Origin of the sequence: Streptomyces albus subsp. chlorinus, from assembly GCF_013302895.1 — a bacterium.
Taxonomy (GTDB): Bacteria; Actinomycetota; Actinomycetes; order Streptomycetales; family Streptomycetaceae; genus Streptomyces; species Streptomyces chlorinus.
The window spans coordinates 248768-265118 of the sequence record NZ_VJOK01000001.1 but is presented as its reverse complement, the minus strand read 5'-3'; the positions used below and the strand labels follow the sequence as shown (position 1 = coordinate 265118).

Annotated in this window: 18 protein-coding genes; 7 read left to right on the top strand and 11 right to left on the bottom strand. The window is 72.1% G+C overall.

Features of this window, described 5'->3' with window-relative positions; translation table 11 throughout:
* The first annotated feature begins 127 nt into the window (after window positions 1–127).
* Together FM076_RS01285 and FM076_RS01280 are read left to right on the top strand one after the other, a co-directional pair.
* Window positions 128–583, top strand: a complete 456-nt coding sequence (locus tag FM076_RS01285) for a DUF6223 family protein (protein WP_173868107.1) — start codon at window positions 128–130, stop codon at window positions 581–583.
* Between the two features lie 252 nt (window positions 584–835).
* Entirely contained in the window at window positions 836–1294 is a 459-nt protein-coding gene (locus FM076_RS01280) for an ATP-binding cassette domain-containing protein (RefSeq protein WP_173868106.1), read from the top strand.
* A 30-nt stretch (window positions 1295–1324) separates the two neighbouring features.
* Here the strand turns inward: FM076_RS01280 and FM076_RS01275 are convergent, their stop codons facing one another.
* Window positions 1325–2125: a helix-turn-helix domain-containing protein gene (locus FM076_RS01275; RefSeq protein ID WP_173868105.1), complete on the bottom strand. Its 801-nt coding sequence runs from the start codon at window positions 2123–2125 to the stop codon at window positions 1325–1327.
* Window positions 2126–2475: 350 nt separating this feature from the next.
* On the opposite strand from FM076_RS01275, the gene FM076_RS01270 reads away from it, so the two are divergent.
* On the top strand, window positions 2476–3243 hold the full coding sequence (locus FM076_RS01270) for an SDR family oxidoreductase (RefSeq protein ID WP_345944840.1): 768 nt from the start codon (window positions 2476–2478) through the stop codon (window positions 3241–3243).
* A 236-nt stretch (window positions 3244–3479) separates the two neighbouring features.
* On the opposite strand, the gene FM076_RS01265 is transcribed toward FM076_RS01270, so the two are convergent.
* Window positions 3480–3923 (bottom strand): MarR family transcriptional regulator, encoded by a 444-nt coding sequence (locus FM076_RS01265; protein ID WP_173868103.1) that lies wholly within the window; start codon window positions 3921–3923, stop codon window positions 3480–3482.
* A gap of 56 nt (window positions 3924–3979) precedes the next feature.
* Here FM076_RS01265 and FM076_RS01260 point away from each other — a divergent pair, with 56 nt between their 5' ends.
* From FM076_RS01260 to FM076_RS01250, 3 genes are all read left to right on the top strand, one after another.
* On the top strand, window positions 3980–4858 hold the full coding sequence (locus FM076_RS01260; RefSeq protein ID WP_173868102.1) for an alpha/beta fold hydrolase: 879 nt from the start codon (window positions 3980–3982) through the stop codon (window positions 4856–4858).
* Window positions 4859–5215: 357 nt separating this feature from the next.
* A complete protein-coding gene (locus FM076_RS01255; protein WP_173868101.1) occupies window positions 5216–6049 on the top strand; it encodes a hypothetical protein in 834 nt (277 codons plus the stop codon).
* A 111-nt stretch (window positions 6050–6160) separates the two neighbouring features.
* Window positions 6161–6736, top strand: coding sequence for a hypothetical protein (locus tag FM076_RS01250; RefSeq protein WP_173868100.1), 576 nt, complete (start codon window positions 6161–6163; stop codon window positions 6734–6736).
* Between the two features lie 68 nt (window positions 6737–6804).
* Here FM076_RS01250 and FM076_RS01245 read toward each other — a convergent pair whose 3' ends face one another.
* Window positions 6805–8004 carry an epoxide hydrolase family protein gene (locus tag FM076_RS01245; protein WP_173868099.1) on the bottom strand — a complete coding sequence of 400 codons (1200 nt, stop codon included), beginning with the start codon at window positions 8002–8004 and terminating at the stop codon, window positions 6805–6807.
* Between the two features lie 60 nt (window positions 8005–8064).
* A complete protein-coding gene (locus FM076_RS01240; protein WP_173868098.1) occupies window positions 8065–8955 on the bottom strand; it encodes an AraC family transcriptional regulator in 891 nt (296 codons plus the stop codon).
* Between the two features lie 283 nt (window positions 8956–9238).
* Here FM076_RS01240 and FM076_RS01235 point away from each other — a divergent pair, with 283 nt between their 5' ends.
* Complete coding sequence (locus FM076_RS01235) at window positions 9239–9415, top strand: hypothetical protein (RefSeq protein WP_173868097.1); 177 nt, start codon at window positions 9239–9241, stop codon at window positions 9413–9415.
* Window positions 9416–9628: 213 nt separating this feature from the next.
* Here FM076_RS01235 and FM076_RS01230 read toward each other — a convergent pair whose 3' ends face one another.
* From FM076_RS01230 to FM076_RS01200, 7 genes are all read right to left on the bottom strand, one after another.
* Window positions 9629–11116, bottom strand: a complete 1488-nt coding sequence (locus FM076_RS01230; RefSeq protein WP_345944839.1) for an APC family permease — start codon at window positions 11114–11116, stop codon at window positions 9629–9631.
* 120 nt (window positions 11117–11236) lie between these two features.
* Window positions 11237–11377 carry a hypothetical protein gene (locus tag FM076_RS01225; protein WP_173868096.1) on the bottom strand — a complete coding sequence of 47 codons (141 nt, stop codon included), beginning with the start codon at window positions 11375–11377 and terminating at the stop codon, window positions 11237–11239.
* Window positions 11378–11475: 98 nt separating this feature from the next.
* Window positions 11476–12402 (bottom strand): LysR substrate-binding domain-containing protein, encoded by a 927-nt coding sequence (locus FM076_RS01220; protein WP_173868095.1) that lies wholly within the window; start codon window positions 12400–12402, stop codon window positions 11476–11478.
* 122 nt (window positions 12403–12524) lie between these two features.
* Window positions 12525–13877: an MFS transporter gene (locus FM076_RS01215; RefSeq protein ID WP_173868094.1), complete on the bottom strand. Its 1353-nt coding sequence runs from the start codon at window positions 13875–13877 to the stop codon at window positions 12525–12527.
* Between the two features lie 129 nt (window positions 13878–14006).
* Entirely contained in the window at window positions 14007–15209 is a 1203-nt protein-coding gene (locus FM076_RS01210) for a M20 family metallopeptidase (protein ID WP_243274255.1), read from the bottom strand.
* A complete protein-coding gene (locus tag FM076_RS01205) occupies window positions 15209–15883 on the bottom strand; it encodes a DUF1028 domain-containing protein (RefSeq protein ID WP_173868093.1) in 675 nt (224 codons plus the stop codon). Before FM076_RS01205 ends, FM076_RS01210 begins: the two co-directional genes overlap by 1 nt.
* The gene (locus FM076_RS01200) at window positions 15880–16347 is read right to left on the bottom strand and encodes a RidA family protein (RefSeq protein ID WP_173868092.1); all 468 of its coding nucleotides are present in this window, start codon (window positions 16345–16347) and stop codon (window positions 15880–15882) included. The genes FM076_RS01205 and FM076_RS01200 overlap by 4 nt, the downstream gene beginning before the upstream one ends.
* Window positions 16348–16351 lie beyond the last annotated feature (4 nt).

Here is a 16351-nt window from a genome sequence, read left to right as displayed (position 1 = left end):
CGCGTCCGTGGCAGCCGGGCGCGGCAGCGGCGGTACCGCGAAGCGTCCGCGTTCGCGGGACGACCGGGCACGTGCCGGGCGGACATTCTCGGGCGGTACGCATTCGCAGGGAGAAACGGAGCACCCCATGTCTGTTCGCCGTTTGCTCGCCACCGTCACGGCCGCGCTGCTCACAGGTGCCGGGCTTGCCGCGCCGGCGGCCGCGCGGGACTCGGCCCAGCCGGTCGCCGCCGGGGTCTTCGAGTTCGGCGCCGGGCGGCTCGGAGCCGTCACGGGCGCCCTGCCGGCGCTCGCCGGAGCGGTCGTCGCCGGGCTGGCGCTGGCCCGTCCGGCCGGTCGTCTCATCACAGCCGGCGGAAGGCTCGCCGCCAAGGTGGCCACGGCGGCAGCTGCGGCCGGCATGGTGCTGGGCGGGCTGGTCGCGGCCACGGCCGACGGCGGCCTCGGTACGGGGAACGGACTGGGCGGGGCCTACGTGGCCATGCTCGTGGGGCTGCTCGGCACAGCCCTCGGCGGACTGGCGCTGGTCCGCTCGCGCCGCGCGGACCGACCGGGCCGGACCGGCACCCGTCCGGGCCTGTGACCATGCGACCGGGGCCGGCGTCGGAACCCGGTCCCCCGTACGTGTGTCAGCGTCTTCGGCGACTTCCCACCGTAGGGTCCAGCCCTCGCCGACCAGCCTCCTCGTGTCCCATGGCACCGGGAAGGTGGGAGTCACACCAGATCCTGGCAAGGGGTGTGACGATGGGTGCTGCCCGCACGCCGGAGCCGGCGGTGAAGCCGTCGATCTGACCAAGACCTGTCCGACCGGCCGGGACAAGCCGCCGGTCCGGCGTTGCGGGGGCTGAGCTTCTCCGCGGCGAGGGGAAGCGTCTTCGGACTGCTCGGCCCGAACGGGGCAGGCAAGTCGACCACGGTGAAGGTCCTCTCGACGCTCTCGGCCGCCGGCTCGGGAGCGGCACGCGTGGCCGGGACCGATGTGGCGGCCGGGCCCGAGCAGGTGCGCCGGGCGATCGGCCTCGTCTCCCGGCGGCCCGGCACGGACCCGATGGGCACCGCGACCGAGGACCTGGTACTCGCCGGGCGCCCGCACGGGATGCCCCGCCACGAGGCCGCCGCATGTGCCCGTGAACTCCTGGACAGGTTCGGTCGGGCCGAAGCCGCGCACCGGACGGTGCGACGGGCTTCGCTCTGCTGGCCGCCGTCACCCGGCGCGGCCGGCTGTTGGGCCCTGACGCCCGTCCTGGCGGTCCTCGGCACCGCAGGCTACGCCATCGCCGGGCCCAGACACTGAGGCGCCCGCTGCGGCATGCTGCCGGCGGACTCAGTGGACCGCCCGCGCCGCCTCGGTGTAGACGACCAGCGTCAGTTCCGGCTGTCCCGCCGGATGGAACGCGGTGTAGGCGAACTCGGTCACCTCCCGCCCCGGGGGCCGCAGCCGCTTCCGGCCGCTGTGCCGGGCCTGCACGTCGTACCGCGGCCACCAGGCACGTACCTGCCCGCTTCCCTCGTGCAGTTCGTCGATCAGCCGCGTGTACCGGGGGTCGCCGGGGTGGCGCCCGGCCAGCGCGCGGAGCCGGGCGAGCAGTCCGCGTGCCTCCGGCTCCCAGTCGACGACGACCTCTCGGGCCGCGGGTTCGAGAAAGGTCCAGCGGACGAGGTTCGCGGGCCGCTCCGCCACTCCGGCGAGGTTCGGGAAGAGCGCGTCGGCCGCCTCGTTGCGGCTGAGCACGTCGTAGTTGCCGGCGATGACATAGGCCGGCTGCGGCTGGAGCAGCTGCGGGACGGCCGCCACCTCGGGGGCGAGCGGCTCGGCCTTCGCGGTGCGGACCGCGGGCGGGTGGCCGGCGAGCTGGAAGAGGTGATCGCGCTCGGGGCGGTCGAGCCGCAGCGCCGACGCGAGGGCTTCGAGCACCTGGTCCGAGGTGCGGATGTCCCGGCCCTGCTCCAGATACGTGTACCAGGTGGCGCTGATCCCGGCGAGCAGCGCGAGTTCCTCCCGGCGCAGTCCCGGTGTCCGGCGCCGGCCGGTGCGGGGCAGCCCCACCTCGTCGGGGGTGATCCGCTCTCTGCGGCTGCGCAGGAAAGCACCCAGCTCCTGGCGCCGGTCCTCATGGCTTCGCACGGTGGGTGGCACCTTCGGTTCCAGAATAAACGGGCTCTGTATACCAGGCCGAACCTACCGCAGACTGAAGCCGGGACCAGGGCCGCGCGGTTTTCTTCACGGCGCCGGGAGCGCCATGGCGGCAAGGTCTGCCGGAGCGGCCCCGCCGACCGCATCGCTGGCCGCCACCCCTCGGCACCGATGTACCCACGTAGCGGCGCACCGGCACCGACCTCGACCGATGCCGCCGCATGCGGTACCGGACCGCGGGTTCCCGCTCACCGGAACCCGACTGCGCGACGGCCGCATGACCGACCGAAGGAGACACCAGAGCAATGCCGGACACGGAGAGAACGACGAATACGGAGAGAGTGACGAACACGGAGAGAACGACGAACACAGTCGGAACGCAAGCGCGCGGCAAGGTCGTCGCCGTCACCGGCGCCAGCAGCGGGATAGGCCGGGCCACCGCGCTCGCCCTGGCGGAGCGCGGGGCGGCGGTCGTCCTCGGCGCCCGGCGCGCCGAACGCGTGGAGCGGCTTGCCGCGCGGATCCGCGCCGACGGTGGCCGCGCCATCGGGGTACCGACCGACGTGCGGCGGCGTGCGGACCTGGTGCGCCTCGTGGAGGCGGCGGTCACCGCGTTCGGCCGGCTCGACGTCCTGGTCAGCAACGCCGGCATCGGACCGGTCTCCGAGCTGGGGGAGTTGCGCGTCGACGAGTGGGACGACCTGATCGACGTCAATCTGCGCGGCGTCCTGTACGGCATCGCCGCCGCACTGCCGGTCTTCCGCGGGCAGGAGAGCGGACACCTCGTGACGGTGGCCTCGACCGCCGCGTACCGCACCGTCCCCGGGCAGGCGGTGTACTCCGCGACGAAGACGGCCGTGCGTACCGTCTGCGAAGGGCTGCGGCAGGAGTCCGGTGATGTGCGCGTCACCGTGGTCTCCCCGGGCTTCGTCCACACCGACTTCGTCCACGCGGTCGCCGATCCCGACGCCCGCGCCGCACTGCTGGCCCGCCGCGACGCCATCGCGCTGGACCCCGCGGCGATCGCGGACGCCATCGCCTACGCGATCGCCCAGCCCGACCGGGTCGACGTGAACGAGATCGTGGTACGCCCCACCGCGCAGCGGTGACGGCCGCGCGTCAGGAGCACGGGACACGGACGCCGGGACGCTCTGCCGTTGGCCCCTCGCGTGTCATGGCGGTCGCCGCCCGGCCCGGCCGGGTCAGGAAGTGCTCGGCCTGGTTCTCACCGCGCCCGCCGTCGGTGCGCATGTCGCCGCGCCGTTGGCCGAGCGCTTCGGGACGCGCGGCCGACTCGGTTGCCCGGGAGGCGCCGGCGACTCGGTGTCGGCGGCGTCGGTGCGGCTCAGCGGCTGTGCGCGTCGTAGAGCCGCTGAAGCAGTTCGTTGAGGTGTCGGCGTTCGTTCTCACCGAGGGGGGCGAGAAAGGTGTCCTGGCCGCCGCGCGTCTCGACCGCGAGCCGGTCGGTGAGCGCGGTGCCGGCCGTGGTGAGGCGCACCCTCCGGCGGCGACGGTCGTGCGGGTCCGCCTCGCGCCGCACCCAGCCCGCGGCGGAGAGGGAGTCCAGTACGGCCACGAGATTGCGGGCGTCGATCGCCACCAGCCGGGCGAGCCGCCGCTGGCCGAGGGGGCCGTGCTCGCGGAGGGCCACGAGCGTCGCGTACTGGCTCTGGGTCAGTCCGTGCTCGGTCAGGAACGCGGACCACGACCGTGTGGCCAGCATGCCCAGGCGGGACAGCAGGAAACCGGTGCCCCGCTCGAAGGCCGGGCGCGACTCGTCATCGTTCACGGTCACACGATAGCCAGTCGGTCGACATGATTCATGTCAGCTGATACACCTGATCCATGTCTATGGAGTTCCGGCACAGTCACATCCCGGTCGGCGACGGTTCGCTGCACATCGCCGAGGCGGGCGACCCGCACGGCCGGCCCTTTCTCTTCCTGCACGGCTGGCCCCAGTCATGGCGGGCGTGGCAGGGCGTCATGCGCCACGCCGCGCCGGAGGCCCGCGCCGTCGCCGTCGACCTCCCCGGGATCGGTGAATCCACCACCACGAGCGACGGCACGAAGAGCCATGTCGCCGACCTCGTGCACGAGTTGGTCACGGCGATGGGGCTGAGGGGGGCCACCCTGGTCGGCCACGACGCCGGCGGCATGGCCGCCTACTCCTACCTGCGCCGCTACCGGGACGTGGCCCGGGTCGCGATCCTGGACGTCGTCGTACCGGGTGTGCCGCCGTGGGAAGCGGTCGTCCGCAACCCCTCCGTGTGGCACTTCGGATTCCATGCGACCCCCGGGCTCCCCGAGACCCTGACACGAGGGCGGCAGGCCGTCTATTTCGACCACTTCTTCGACATCCTGACCGTCGACCACGCCAGGATCACCCCGCAGGCACGCGCCGCGTACGCCGCCGCCTACGGGAGCGACGCGGCGCTGACGGCCGGATTCGACCTCTACCGCGCCTTCCCCGAGGACGCCCGGCACAACGCCGCGTACGGCGCCTCCCAGCCCGTCGCCACCCCGCTGCTCTACGTGCGCGGCGAACACAGCGGCGGTGACATCGGCGCGTACGCCGAAGGCTTCCACGGCGCCGGCATCACCCAGCTCACCACTGCGGTCGTGCCCGGTTCGGGTCACTTCGTTGCGGAAGAGGCCCCGGCGGAGCTCTGGCGGCTCCTGCGGAACTGGGCCGACGGCCGGCACTCCGGGCAGGACCTACCGTGACCCGCGCGCAGGCCCGGCGGCGTACGAGTGCGCGATCACCGCGGAGCGACCGTTTGATAGCGTCCTTGAGCTGCGCGGGGTGTGTAAAAGGGGGAAGCCGTGCGCCGGATACGGCAGCGCTGGGGACCCGGATACGGCAGCGCTGGGGACGACGTGGGGTCGCTCTCGCGGTGGCTCTGGTGGTCGGCGTCGCGGGATGTGCCGTTGCCGCGGCGACGGTTCACCACGGTCGCGAGCGGCAACTGGCCGAAAACCGAAAGCAGTTGGGCCGGGCATGTGCGGGTCTGCTGCCGGAGAGGGAACTGCGGCGGTTCCTTCTCGCGGACTCCCGCATGGAGCGCGGAGCATGCCGGAAGCGTGAGAGGCCAGTACCCTCCGGTGCCGCTGGACCGGGGCTGGAAGGGAGTCTTCAACAGCACGGGTGCCGACTACGAGTTCGGCACCCGCGCCGAGGGCGCCACCACGATTCTGCTCACCTGCGCCAAGGGACGCCCCGACCTGCTGGTGACGGTGGCGACCGAGGAGGACGAGGCCGGCTACGACGATCCCAAGGTCCGGCTCCGGCACGCCCGTATCGCGACCGCCACGGCCGGCAAGGCGTCCCGGAAATGGGGCTGCGGTGCCCACCTGGGAAAACCGCTGCGCACCGTCGGCCTCCCCGTGACCGATGTCGAGAGCACGCCTGTTCACTCCGCCACCGGCACCTGCGCCGGGCTCCCCGGCCGTCGGGGCACTGTCACGCACGCCTGGGAAAGCCGCCGCGACGGCATCGCCCCGCTGGAGAAGTGCGTGCTCGGTGACGGCCGTACCCACCGGAACGAAGAGGGGGACGAGGAACTCGTGCACTCGGCCCACTACGACCTGAACGCGTATTACGGTGCGTACGCGACGGAGCGGCTGGCACACGAACGGGCAACCGGAACCGGAACCGGAACCGGAACCGGGATCGGGACCGGACCGCCTCCGGGGAAGGGGCTGGAAGGCGAACTCCCGCGCGGCGGTTACTGGCGCACCGCCTCCTGCCCCGGGGACAGCACGCCGGCGTTCTTCACCATCGTCCGCCCGGACCTGGCGGACACCTTTGACACCCCCTCCCGTGGCGAGGCCGCCTACCAGCGGTCCGCACTCGGAGCCTTCACGAAACAGTCAGCGGCATCCCACGGTTGCACGCCGAAGACGCCGAAGCACTGACCTCGGCGAAGCGGCATGCCATCGGGCTGTCGTACCGGCTCACCACCGCCCCCCTCGTGTGGGTACGGCGACGGCCGCCGGCTGTCGGTCCCCCCGGATAGGGTTCCGCGCATGGTTCCGAAGAGCTTCTATGACCTGAGGTTCGGTGTGTCTCCTGGCGCGGCCAGGAAGGACGCGCACTACATCTGCGGCAGTCTCGACGAAGCCGTGGCCGCTCTGGACTCCGAACTCGATGAGTCCAGCAACGTGTGGCTGCTGTTCGGCTACAGCAGTGGTGCCGATCTGGCCCTGGACGTGTATCAGCGGGGGGAACGCACAGCCTCGATCGACCTTCACCCCTTCATCACGCTCCGGATCGACGGCTATCCGGACATCACCTTCGACGGGCCGGGCAAGCCGACCGGCCATGCCACCGCTGCCGAGGACCCTCGAAAGGCGAGACAGAAGCTCGCCGAGGGGATATTCGCCGGTGATGTCGCGGACGTGACCGAGGTCGTCGTGGACTGGGACAGCGTGCCCGTTCCGCCCCTGGTGGGCGAGGTCGCGCAGGACGGCGACTACGTGCTGCTGGGCGACGGCCCCCTCGAAGATCTTTCCGGCCTCGACGACCTCGACGAGGACGAGCTGGTGGACGAGCTGATCGACCGTGGTTATGTCGAATACGGTGACCACGATTTCGACGCGTGACCGACGAGGACGCGACGCACCCGGCCGCTGAGCACCCGTCAGCCGCACCGGACGCGGTCGTCAGCCGCTCACCGGACGCGGTCGCCGGAACCGGGGCGAGCGTGCTGGAACGCGGCCCTGATCTCGGAGACCAGGAGTTCCGGTTGTTCCAGCCCGGGGAAGTGCCCGCCCCGGTCCATCTCGTGCCACCACCTCAGGTCCAGGTAGCGGCGCTCGGCCCAGCGTCTGGCTGTCGGCCATGGTTCGGCGGGGAACAGGGAGCAGGCAGTGGGCACCGTCACCGGTCGTGCGTTCTCCTCCTCGGCGCCGCGGGGAACCCACCGGGCGGCCTCCCAGTACCAGCGCGCACTGGAGGCGCCGGTCCGGGTCAGCCAGTACAGGGCGGCGTGGTCCACCTGCTGCGACACATCGACCCCGCCACCGGCCTGCGGCCGGGAGTCGGAGTAGGCGTCGAACTTCTCACCGAGCCACGCCGCCAGGCCGGCGGGCGAGTCGAGCAGGGAGTAGCCGAGCGTTTGGGGCCGGGTGCTCATGATCAGCCCGAAGCCGTAACCGTCCATGAGATGGGTGTCGCGCCGTTCCAGGATGCGCTGCTCCACCGGGTCGGGCGAGGTCCGGTCCTCGGGCAGGGGAGAGGCGAGAGGCATCGTCAGGTGCAGTCCCGCGACCCGTTCGGGCACCTGGAGTGCCAGTTCGGTGCTGATGAACGAGCCCCAGTCCCCGCCGTGTGCGCCGAACCGCTCGTAGCCGAGCGCGGTCATCAGCTCGGCCCACGCACGCGCCGTGCGGCCGGGGTTCCAGCCGCGCTCGCGCGGCGGCTCGCTGAACCCGAACCCCGGCAGCGACGGCACGACGACGTGGAAGGCGTCCTTGGCGGAACCGCCGTGCGCCACCGGGTCGCTGAGCGGCCCGAGGACGTCCGCGAATTCGAGCATGGAACCAGGCCAGCCGTGGGTCAGCAGCAAGGGCAGTGCCGTGGGTTCGGGCGAGCGCACGTGCCAGAAGCCGATACGCAGGCCGTCGACGCGCGCGCGGTAGTGCGGGTACGCGTTCCAGTGCTTCTCGCGGGCCCGCCAGTCGTGCTGCCGCCACGTGTCCAGCAGCTCCGTCAGCCGGGCCAGCCCGATGCCCTGCGTCGCGTCCGGCACCGTCTCGGGTTCGGGAAGCCGGACGTTGCCGAGACGGACACGCAGGTCCGTCAGTTCGCGGTCGGGGACGTGCAGGGGGAAGGGCTCGACCTCGGGAGTCGGCGCCGGGCTCGCGGACATGGACGAAACCCTAGGCACGGCCGTCTGGCGGGCCCAGACCCGTGATTGCCGTGTCGGTGGTCAGGAATTGCGATACGCCGACGGCCGGACTCCGGTGTGGCGCAGAAAGGCGGTCGACAGGGACTGAGGACTGGCGAAACCGCACAGCGGCGCGATCTGGGTGACCGTGAGGTCGGTTTCCCGCAGCAGGCGCTGCGCCTTCTCGATCCGCAACCTGGTCAGGAACCGGTGGGGCGTCTCTCCTGTCGCCTGACTGAACACGCGGACGAGGTGGAAGACGCTGAGATACACCCCGTCCGCGATGTCGGAGAGGGTGAGGGGTTCGGCCAGCCGGTCGTGCATGAGCGCGATCGCGGCGCGGACGCGCGAGTCCTCCCGCACCGGTTCCCGCCTCTCCCGCACCCGGGCGTGCCGGGTGAGCAGATGAGCCGCCAGGAAGGCGGCGGCGGACTCGGCGTACAGGTCGCCGATCTCGTCCGCGGCTCCGATGGAACGGACGGCCTCCTCCAGCAGCGGGTCGCCCGCGGCGACCGATGCCGCCATGCTCTCGTAGTCCACCGGAGCCCCGCCCATCCGTTCCGCCGTCCGCTCTACGAGGCCGCGCGGGATGTGGATCTGGACGCTGCCCAGCGGTCCGTCCGCCTGGTAGCGGCGGAGGGCCGGCCGGTCCGGCACACCCAGCTCCAGCTTCCCCGGCGTCCAGATGTGGCGCCTCCACCGGCCGCCGGTCCGGGTCTCCATCACGGCCCGGCCCGCCACCGGCAGCACGAGGTGCAGGTCCGCGGCAGCCGGCAGCTCCATGTACTCGACCAGCGGCACGTGCTCGAACCGCTGCACGAGCAGCGACTGCCATCCGGCGTCCTCCCAACTGCAGTGGGTGCGTCGGACGTAACGGCTCATGTCGAAGCCGGTGTAGGGCTGAAGATCGAAATGGGCGGAGTCGAACACCATGGGATCGAGACTAAGAGTTCGTACGGGAACGCTGCCCCCCAGCGGGTGACGCAGTGAGCCCCGTCACAGAGGCCGCCGCCCCGGTGACGCTGCCGAGGTTTCGGAGTGCGCCGACCGGCTACAGCGGGAACCGACAGGTGAGGGGCCGCACCGGGCGGCCGGGGCCGCGGGGAGCCGCTGATCCCGTGCGGAGGAAAACCCGCGCGCCGACGGCGGGGCGGCTTCCGGCTCCGCTCGGGGCGTCGGAAGGTCCGGGGTGTCCGCACCGGAAAGGAGCATGTGCATGGGCAGGGACGACGAGAAGCCGCGTACGGCGGCAGAGGAGACGGTGGAGGAAGCGCGTGAGGCGCTCACTTCCGTCGGGGAGAGGGACGAGGAGAACAGGACCGGGGAAGCGGGTGATGCCCTCAAGCCGGACAAGGAGGCGCAGGACCAGGCTTACGGCGAACCGGACGAGTGACGGGCCCCTCCTCGGCCGGCAGCGGCCGCACTCGTGACGGCGCGGTGAGCGCTCGTGACGGCGCGGTGCATCGGTGGCGGGCGCTTCCGGTCGAAGCGCCCGCCACCGGCGGCGCACCGTGAGGACGGACGGGACCGGGGCGCGGCCGACGACGTCCGGGAACCGGCGTCCGCGGCCGTCCGGCTGCTCACTCAGCCGCGGCCGTCCGGCGGCTCACCCGGTGCCACGGTCCACCTTCTCGCGGAGACCTCGCGCTCCGACTATCCCGACGAGCAGCAGAACGGCGACGGTGCCGAGCGTGAACGTCTCGAACAAGGCACGGGAGACGCCCCAGGTTTCCTGGAAGTCGTAGGTGACACCGAAAAGCTCGTCCAGGACTCCGGGGAAGAGCGCCGACCAGGACCCGACAAGGATCCAGGCGTAGACCAGCGCCGCACACGCCAGGAAGCCGCGCCGCCCGCCGGGCACCCGGTAGGGCCGTGTGACATCGGGCCTGCGCAGCCGGAGCACGACAAGTGCGGGGACTGTCACCAGGTACGACAGCAGCAAGGTGGTGACCGCGACGGTCAGCACCACGGCGAACACGGCCCCCGCGTCACCGTCCGCGAGCTGCATGGCGACCAGCATGAAAGCCGTGGCCACCGCCCCGGAGAGAAGGTTGGTGCGCACCGGCGTACCGAGTCCGGGATGGAAGACGCCGAGCCGGCGGGTGAAGAAGCCGCCGTCGGCAGCCGCCATGGCCTGCATGCGGTCGCTGACGATCATCCACGCGCTGCCCTGGGTGAGGAGGGCGAAGACGAACATGACGGCGGTAAGGGTGAGGACGGACGTCGACGCGCCGCCGTAGACGCCGAAGACGAGGCGTGCGCCTTCCATGAAGCCGCCGATTCCGGTGAGCTTGCCGGGCGGTACGACGGCCAGGAGCGCGAGGACGGGCAGCAGATAGCAGCAGGCCGCGACGGCGGAGGAGCGTCCGAGCGCCACGGGCACGTCGCGCTGCGGGCTGTGCATCTCCTCGCCCGCGGCGTTCGGGCCCTCGAAGCCGACGTAGGCGAACAGCAGGATCGGCACGAGGGCGAGGAAACCGGCGGTTGTCGGGGCGAAGTGGGCGTCGGCCAGCCCCGCGAAGCCGTGTTCGGCTCCGTAGAGGACGGCGGTGAGGGTGAACAGTCCCAGAGCGAGGACCTTGACCGCGGCGCCTGCCGTGGTGATCCACTTGCCGCGCCGCAAGGAGACGATGGCGGTGAGGATGGCGGCCCAGATGAACAGCAGCTTGAAAGCGTAGTCGGCGAAGGTGCCCGAGCCCAGGTGGAAAACGAAGCCGTCCCAGCTCTCCGCGGCGAGGAACACCAGGGAGCCGCCCAGCCAGACGGGGTTGGTGACCCAGTAGAACAGGGTGGTCAGCGCGGCTGCCGGGCGGCCGAGGGCGAGCTTGACCCACACATAGGGACCGCCTTCCTGCGGGAAGGCGGCGCCGGTCTCGGCGAACAGCAGGGCGTAGGGGACGAGGAAGAACAGGGCGAGGACCGCCGACCAGGTGACGGCCTCGCCGCCGCCGGTGGCGATCTGTCCGACGGTGTCGAAGGAGACGACCGCGGTGACGGACATGGCGGTGATGTCGAAACGCCTCAGACTGCGTTGCAGGCTGGGCGTGGTCCGGGGCGCACCGGGGTCGAGGGAGGCTGACAGGCTGCTGGTCACGGGCAGCTCCTGGGAGGGGAGAGGGGGAAGGAAGTGGCGTGTGCGGAACCGGCGACGGTGCGGGGACCGTGCCGGAGGACGGACGGGAAGGCCCCGGCCGGGCTCGTGCTCGCGGGGCGGTCACGACGGTGTCCGGGGTGGCATCGACGGGGCGGCGGACCACTCGCCCGGGCGCCCGTAGGCGGTGGCCACCTCGTCGAGGATCACCAGGATGCCGTGCCGGTCGAGGACCTCGCCTGCCCGGGGGCAGAAATCGGCCACGGGACGAGCACGCCGCCGACGGCCTTCACGGGCCGTCCGCCAGCGCGGCGGGGGTGCGCCTGCCAGGGCCCGTCGTGCGCCCGTGAGAGGGGCTGGGCTCAGCCTTCGGCGGAGCGGGCGGCGATCTCGCGCAGCAGGCCCATCACGGCCCGGGCGCGCGTGGTCTGGGTCATGCTCTTCACGGAGGTGAGCGTGACTTCGAGCGGAGGACCGCCGTCCCGCAGCTCCAGTTCCGCGATCCCGCCGCCGCCGTAGGTCTGGCTCGTCGCCGGCCGCTGGTTCAGCACGGAGAACCCGAGTCCCCGGGCCACCAGGGAACGGACTGTCTCATAGCTCTGGGTGCGGTAGCGGACGTCGGGTGCGGTGCCGGTGGTGGCCACCAGCGAGCGGAAGTAGTCGCGGCTGTGGGGCAGGTCGAGGAGGACGAGGGGCTCGGCGGCCAGCTCCGCCAGTTCCACGGTGCCCTGCCCGGCCAGCGGGTGGTCCGCCGGGACGATGACATAGGCCGGGGCGTGGGCGATCGTCTCGCTGTGCAGGTCCGGCTCGGCCGTCAGACCGAGGTCATAGGTGAGGGCGAAGTCGATGCGGCCCGTGCCCAGGGCCTGGACGAGCCGGCCCGTCTCCGCCTCCAGCACGTCGATCTCGATGCCGGGGTAGCGGCTGGTGCACGCGGCGAACAGGGGCGGCAGGTAGTACGGGGCCAGGGTCACGAAGCAGCCGACGGTCACCGGACCGCGAATGGTCTCGCCGTCCCCCCGGGCCTCCCGTTCGACCTCGCGGGCCCGGGACAGCAACTCCCGCGCCTGCTGCCGCAGCCTTTCCCCGGCCGGTGTGAGGGTCAGCCCCCGGCCCCTGCGGCGGATGAACAACTGCACGCGCAGGTCGCGTTCCAGGTTGTAGACGGCCGCGGACACGGCGGACTGCGCGATGTGGAGCTCCGCCGCCGCCTCCGTCATCGATCCGCGCTCGGCGGCGACGAGGAAGTAGCGGAGCTGAACGAGCGTGAAACCCACCGGTGCCGTCATGCGCGCTTCCCTCGCCGCCTGCTGATCCGTGCCCTCCCGACCCTATGCGGCGACTCCCTCAGGGCGTGTGCTCCGGACCGTGCCGGGCTCTCGAAGGCTCTTGCCCGAGACCCGAGACACTCCTAGCCGTGCTCTTCGGACGCCTCGGAGATGTCCTCGGGGCGCAGCAGCGCGGAACCGGCGGTCTCCCGCAGGGACAGTGCCGCGACGAGGCCGCCGACGGCGAACAGCATCAGATACGGGCCGGGCAGCAGGGTGCTGCCGGTCACGGACATGAGCACGGTCATCAGATAGGGCACCGTGCCGGCGAACAGGGCGGCGGTGATGTTGTAGGCGATCGACAGGCCGCTCTGGCGGGTGCGGGTGGGGAAGATCTCCGCCGACCACACCGCGTACGTGCCCAGGATCGCCGCGAGGATGACGCCCAGCAGCAGACCGGCGATCCAGGTGCCGGCCGGCCCCGTCCGCATCAGGAGGAACGCGGGGGTGGAGAGGACCAGGAGGGCCGCCGTCGCCCCGACGAAGACCGGCTTGCGTCCCACACGGTCGGACAGGAGGCCGAAGACCGGCACGAGGACGAGACCCAGCAGCGAGATCACCGTCGAGAGCAGGGCAGCGCTGTCGGCCGGGTGCCCCAGGTGGTCGGTCTCGTAGGTGACCAGGTAGGTCAGCACCATGTAGAAGGGCACGTGCATGGCCGCCATCAGGCCCGCCGCCTGGAGCAACTGCCGTCTGCTGGAGCGGAACAGCTCCTTGGTGGGGCTGGGGGAGAGGGAGTCGCCGGCCTCCAGCGCCCGGTACTCCGGAGTGTCCTCGATCCTGTTCCGGATGACGACGCCGATGACGCCGAGCGGCGCGGAGACGAGGAAGGGGACGCGCCAGCCCCAGGAGGACAGCTGCTGGTCGTCGAGCCCTGCCGACAGCAGCAGGAAGACGAACGATCCGGCGAGGAAGCCCAGCAGGGAGCCGACCTCCAGCCAGCTGACACCGAATCCGCGGCGGTGCCGGGGCGCGCTCTCGGCGAGAAAGCTCGCCGCGCTGCCGAACTCGCCCCCGGCGGCGAAGCCCTGGACGAGGCGCAGGATCACCATGAGCACGGGGGCGGCGATGCCGATCGAGGCGTAGCCGGGCAGCAGGCCGATCGTCAGGGTGGCGCCGGACATCGTGAAGATGACCAGCGACAAGGTGCGTTTGCGGCCGATCCTGTCGCCGAGCGGTCCGAACACCATGGCGCCCAGCGGCCGGATGCCGAACGACACCGCGAAAACCCCGAAGACGGCGAGCAGTCCGGTGGTGCCGTCCTTGGCCGGAAAGAACACGGTCGCGACGGTACCGGCGAGATAGGCGTAGGCAGCCCAGTCGAACCAGTGTACGAACACGCCGATGGCCCCCGCGGTCACGCTCCTGCGCAGGGCGACCACGTCGCTGGCCCCGTCGGCCACGGTCGTCGCAACGCCAGTGTCAGAGGTGGGCATGCGCGCCTCCTGAGGGTGAGGGGAAGAAGCCGGAGTTGTGCGGGTGCCGTCGGCCCTGGAGCCGGACCGGCGAGGGGCGCGGCTACCGTGCGGGAACGGTGCCGGCCGCCGGGAGCACGGTCGCCGCCGTCACGTCGCCACACCTCCGCGCGGCACGCTCCGGTCCACCCCGGTCCAGGCCAGCGCGATCGCACCGTCCAGCAGGGCGCGCCGGGCCTCGCCGCCCACGCAGAACGCCGCGAACTCGGGCTGGTGGTTGGTGGCGGGCAGGGAACCGATGCCGATGTAGGGGTGGATGGCCGGCACCACCTGCGAGACGTTGCCCATGTCGGTGGAGGCGCGGTTCATCCGGGCCGCCTGCCCGGGCGGCGCGAACTCGCGTCCGAGCGCGAGCGCGTTCGCCCGGTAGTGCCCCAGGGCGGTCTCGTCCGTGCGGAACTCCGCGTACGGCTTGCTCTCCGGCTCGATCTCCAGCTCGCACCCGGTGGCGAGGGCGCCCGCCTCGAAGGCCCGCATGACCCGCGGCTCCAGCTCCGCCAGTTCGGCGAGCGTCTCCGCCCGCACGTACCACCGGCCGGTCGCCCGCTCCGGAATGGCGTTGGGGGCGTCGCCGGCGTGGGTCACCACGCCGTGCACACGGGTCGAGGCGGGGAGCTGCTGCCGGAGCAGGCCGAGGGCGACCTGGGCGACGGTGAAGGCGTCGGCCGCGTTGACCCCGGCCTCCGGGTAGGCCGCGGCGTGGGCGGACCTGCCGGTGTAGGAGATCCGGGAGTGGCTGACCGCGAAGGGACGGGCCTCCGCGACATCGACCGGCGCCGGGTGCACCATCATCGCGAGGTCCACTCCCGTGAAGGCGCCCCGTTCGAGCATCTCGATCTTGCCGCCTCCGCCTTCCTCGGCGGGGGTGCCGTAGACCTCCACGGTGAGACCGGCGTCGTCGGCGACGGCGGCCAGGCCGAGCGCGGCCCCGACCGCGCTCGCCGCGATCAGGTTGTGCCCGCAGGCGTGGCCGAGACCGGGCAGCGCGTCGTACTCGGCGCACAGCGCGATCCTGGTGGGCCCGCTGCCGAAGCGCGCGAGGAACGCCGTGTCCAGACGCAGATAGGACGGGGTGATCTCGAACCCGGCGCGGTCGAGAAGCTCCGGCACGGTGGCCGCGGCCCGGTGCTCCTCCCAGGCCGTCTCCGGGTCCGCGTGCAGCCGTTCGGAAAGACCTGTCAGCTCTTCCGCGTGCCGCTCCACCGCCCGCCGGGCCGTCTCCTTCAGCGTGCTCGCCGGCGCCGTCTCTTTCTGCGCCCTCTTCTTCCGCGCTGTCTCTTCCGGCGCGGCCATCACAGATCGCCCGGGACGCCGTAGGAGGGCGCGGCTGCCGGATCGAGACCGCGGCGCACGTAGTCGTCGCGCTGCGGCAGCCAGACGGCGACGAGTTCGGCGAGCCGGTCGATGGGCGCGTCGGCCCAGTCCACCCGGAGGTCGGTCACCCGCCAGTCCACGTCCGCGACGACCGCCAGGCCCGCGGATCGCACCGGGCCCTCCTCGCCGCCGGCGTCGACGGCGGCCAGCAGGGCGGCGAGCAGCCGTTCCTCCAGCTGCCCCGTGGCCCGGGAACAGGCGTCGAGAAGCACCTCGGGAATGTGCTCGCCGGCCAGCAGATTGCCCGCCGCGACCGCGCCGTCCGCCGTGGCCGACGCGTGCTTGCCCAGCGTCCGGGCCCCGCTGTAGGCGTATCCGGGGCCGGTACGGCCCAGCACGGTCAGCTGCCGGTACTCGATGGCCGCGGCGTTGCGCTCCGCACCGGTGACCTCGGCCAGCGCGCGCCGGGCGTCGCCGTGGTCCGCGAGCCCCCGCAACAGGCTCGGACCGAGCGTGGGGTCGGTGACGTTCTGCGAGGTCGCGGCACCGATCCCGGGCCGCAGGTGGGTGACCCGGGCGGCGACGGCGGGGCTCGAGGAGCTGACCGCGACACCGAACCGGTCGCCGTCGCGCACCACCAGCGAGAAGGTCATGAGCGCTCCTCCTTCGGGATCACGGCCACGGCGTCGATCTCGCACAGCCATTCGGGACGGGCCAGGGCGGAGACCACGAGGCCCGTGGAGACGGGGTGCACGCCCTGGGTCCAGCGGCCCACGGTGCGGTACACCGCCTCGCGGTAGCGGGGGTCGACCAGGTAGATGGTCAGCTTGACCAGGTGTTCCATGCGGCTGCCCGCTTCTTCGAGCAGCAGCCGGATGTTGGCCATGGCCTGTTCGGCCTGGGCGGCGACGTCGCCGATGCCCACGGACTCGCTGGTGTCGAGATCCTGGCCGATCTGGCCCCGGACGTAGACGGTGTCGCCGGCCACGACGGCCTGGCACAGGTCGTTGTCCAGGTTCTGCTCGGGATAGGTCTCGCGGGTGTTGAACGGGCGGATCCGGGTGTGCCCGCCCGCGACGACCGGGGCCTTGGCCCGGCCCTCGCTCATGGGGGTCATCGTC

What these genes read in the sequence shown, in the direction of transcription:
- FM076_RS01285 (WP_173868107.1), top strand. Translation starts at nt 128, where the DNA reads ATGTCTGTTCGCCGTTTGCTCGCCACCGTCACGGCCGCGCTGCTCACA.
- FM076_RS01260 (WP_173868102.1), top strand. Translation starts at nt 3,980, where the DNA reads ATGTCTATGGAGTTCCGGCACAGTCACATCCCGGTCGGCGACGGTTCG.
- FM076_RS01250 (WP_173868100.1), top strand. Translation starts at nt 6,161, where the DNA reads ATGGTTCCGAAGAGCTTCTATGACCTGAGGTTCGGTGTGTCTCCTGGC.
- FM076_RS01245 (WP_173868099.1), bottom strand. Translation starts at nt 8,004, where the DNA reads ATGTCCGCGAGCCCGGCGCCGACTCCCGAGGTCGAGCCCTTCCCCCTG.
- FM076_RS01240 (WP_173868098.1), bottom strand. Translation starts at nt 8,955, where the DNA reads ATGGTGTTCGACTCCGCCCATTTCGATCTTCAGCCCTACACCGGCTTC.
- FM076_RS01235 (WP_173868097.1), top strand. Translation starts at nt 9,239, where the DNA reads ATGGGCAGGGACGACGAGAAGCCGCGTACGGCGGCAGAGGAGACGGTG.
- FM076_RS01220 (WP_173868095.1), bottom strand. Translation starts at nt 12,402, where the DNA reads ATGACGGCACCGGTGGGTTTCACGCTCGTTCAGCTCCGCTACTTCCTC.
- FM076_RS01215 (WP_173868094.1), bottom strand. Translation starts at nt 13,877, where the DNA reads ATGCCCACCTCTGACACTGGCGTTGCGACGACCGTGGCCGACGGGGCC.
- FM076_RS01210 (WP_243274255.1), bottom strand. Translation starts at nt 15,209, where the DNA reads ATGGCCGCGCCGGAAGAGACAGCGCGGAAGAAGAGGGCGCAGAAAGAG.
- FM076_RS01205 (WP_173868093.1), bottom strand. Translation starts at nt 15,883, where the DNA reads ATGACCTTCTCGCTGGTGGTGCGCGACGGCGACCGGTTCGGTGTCGCG.
- FM076_RS01200 (WP_173868092.1), bottom strand. Translation starts at nt 16,347, where the DNA reads ATGACCCCCATGAGCGAGGGCCGGGCCAAGGCCCCGGTCGTCGCGGGC.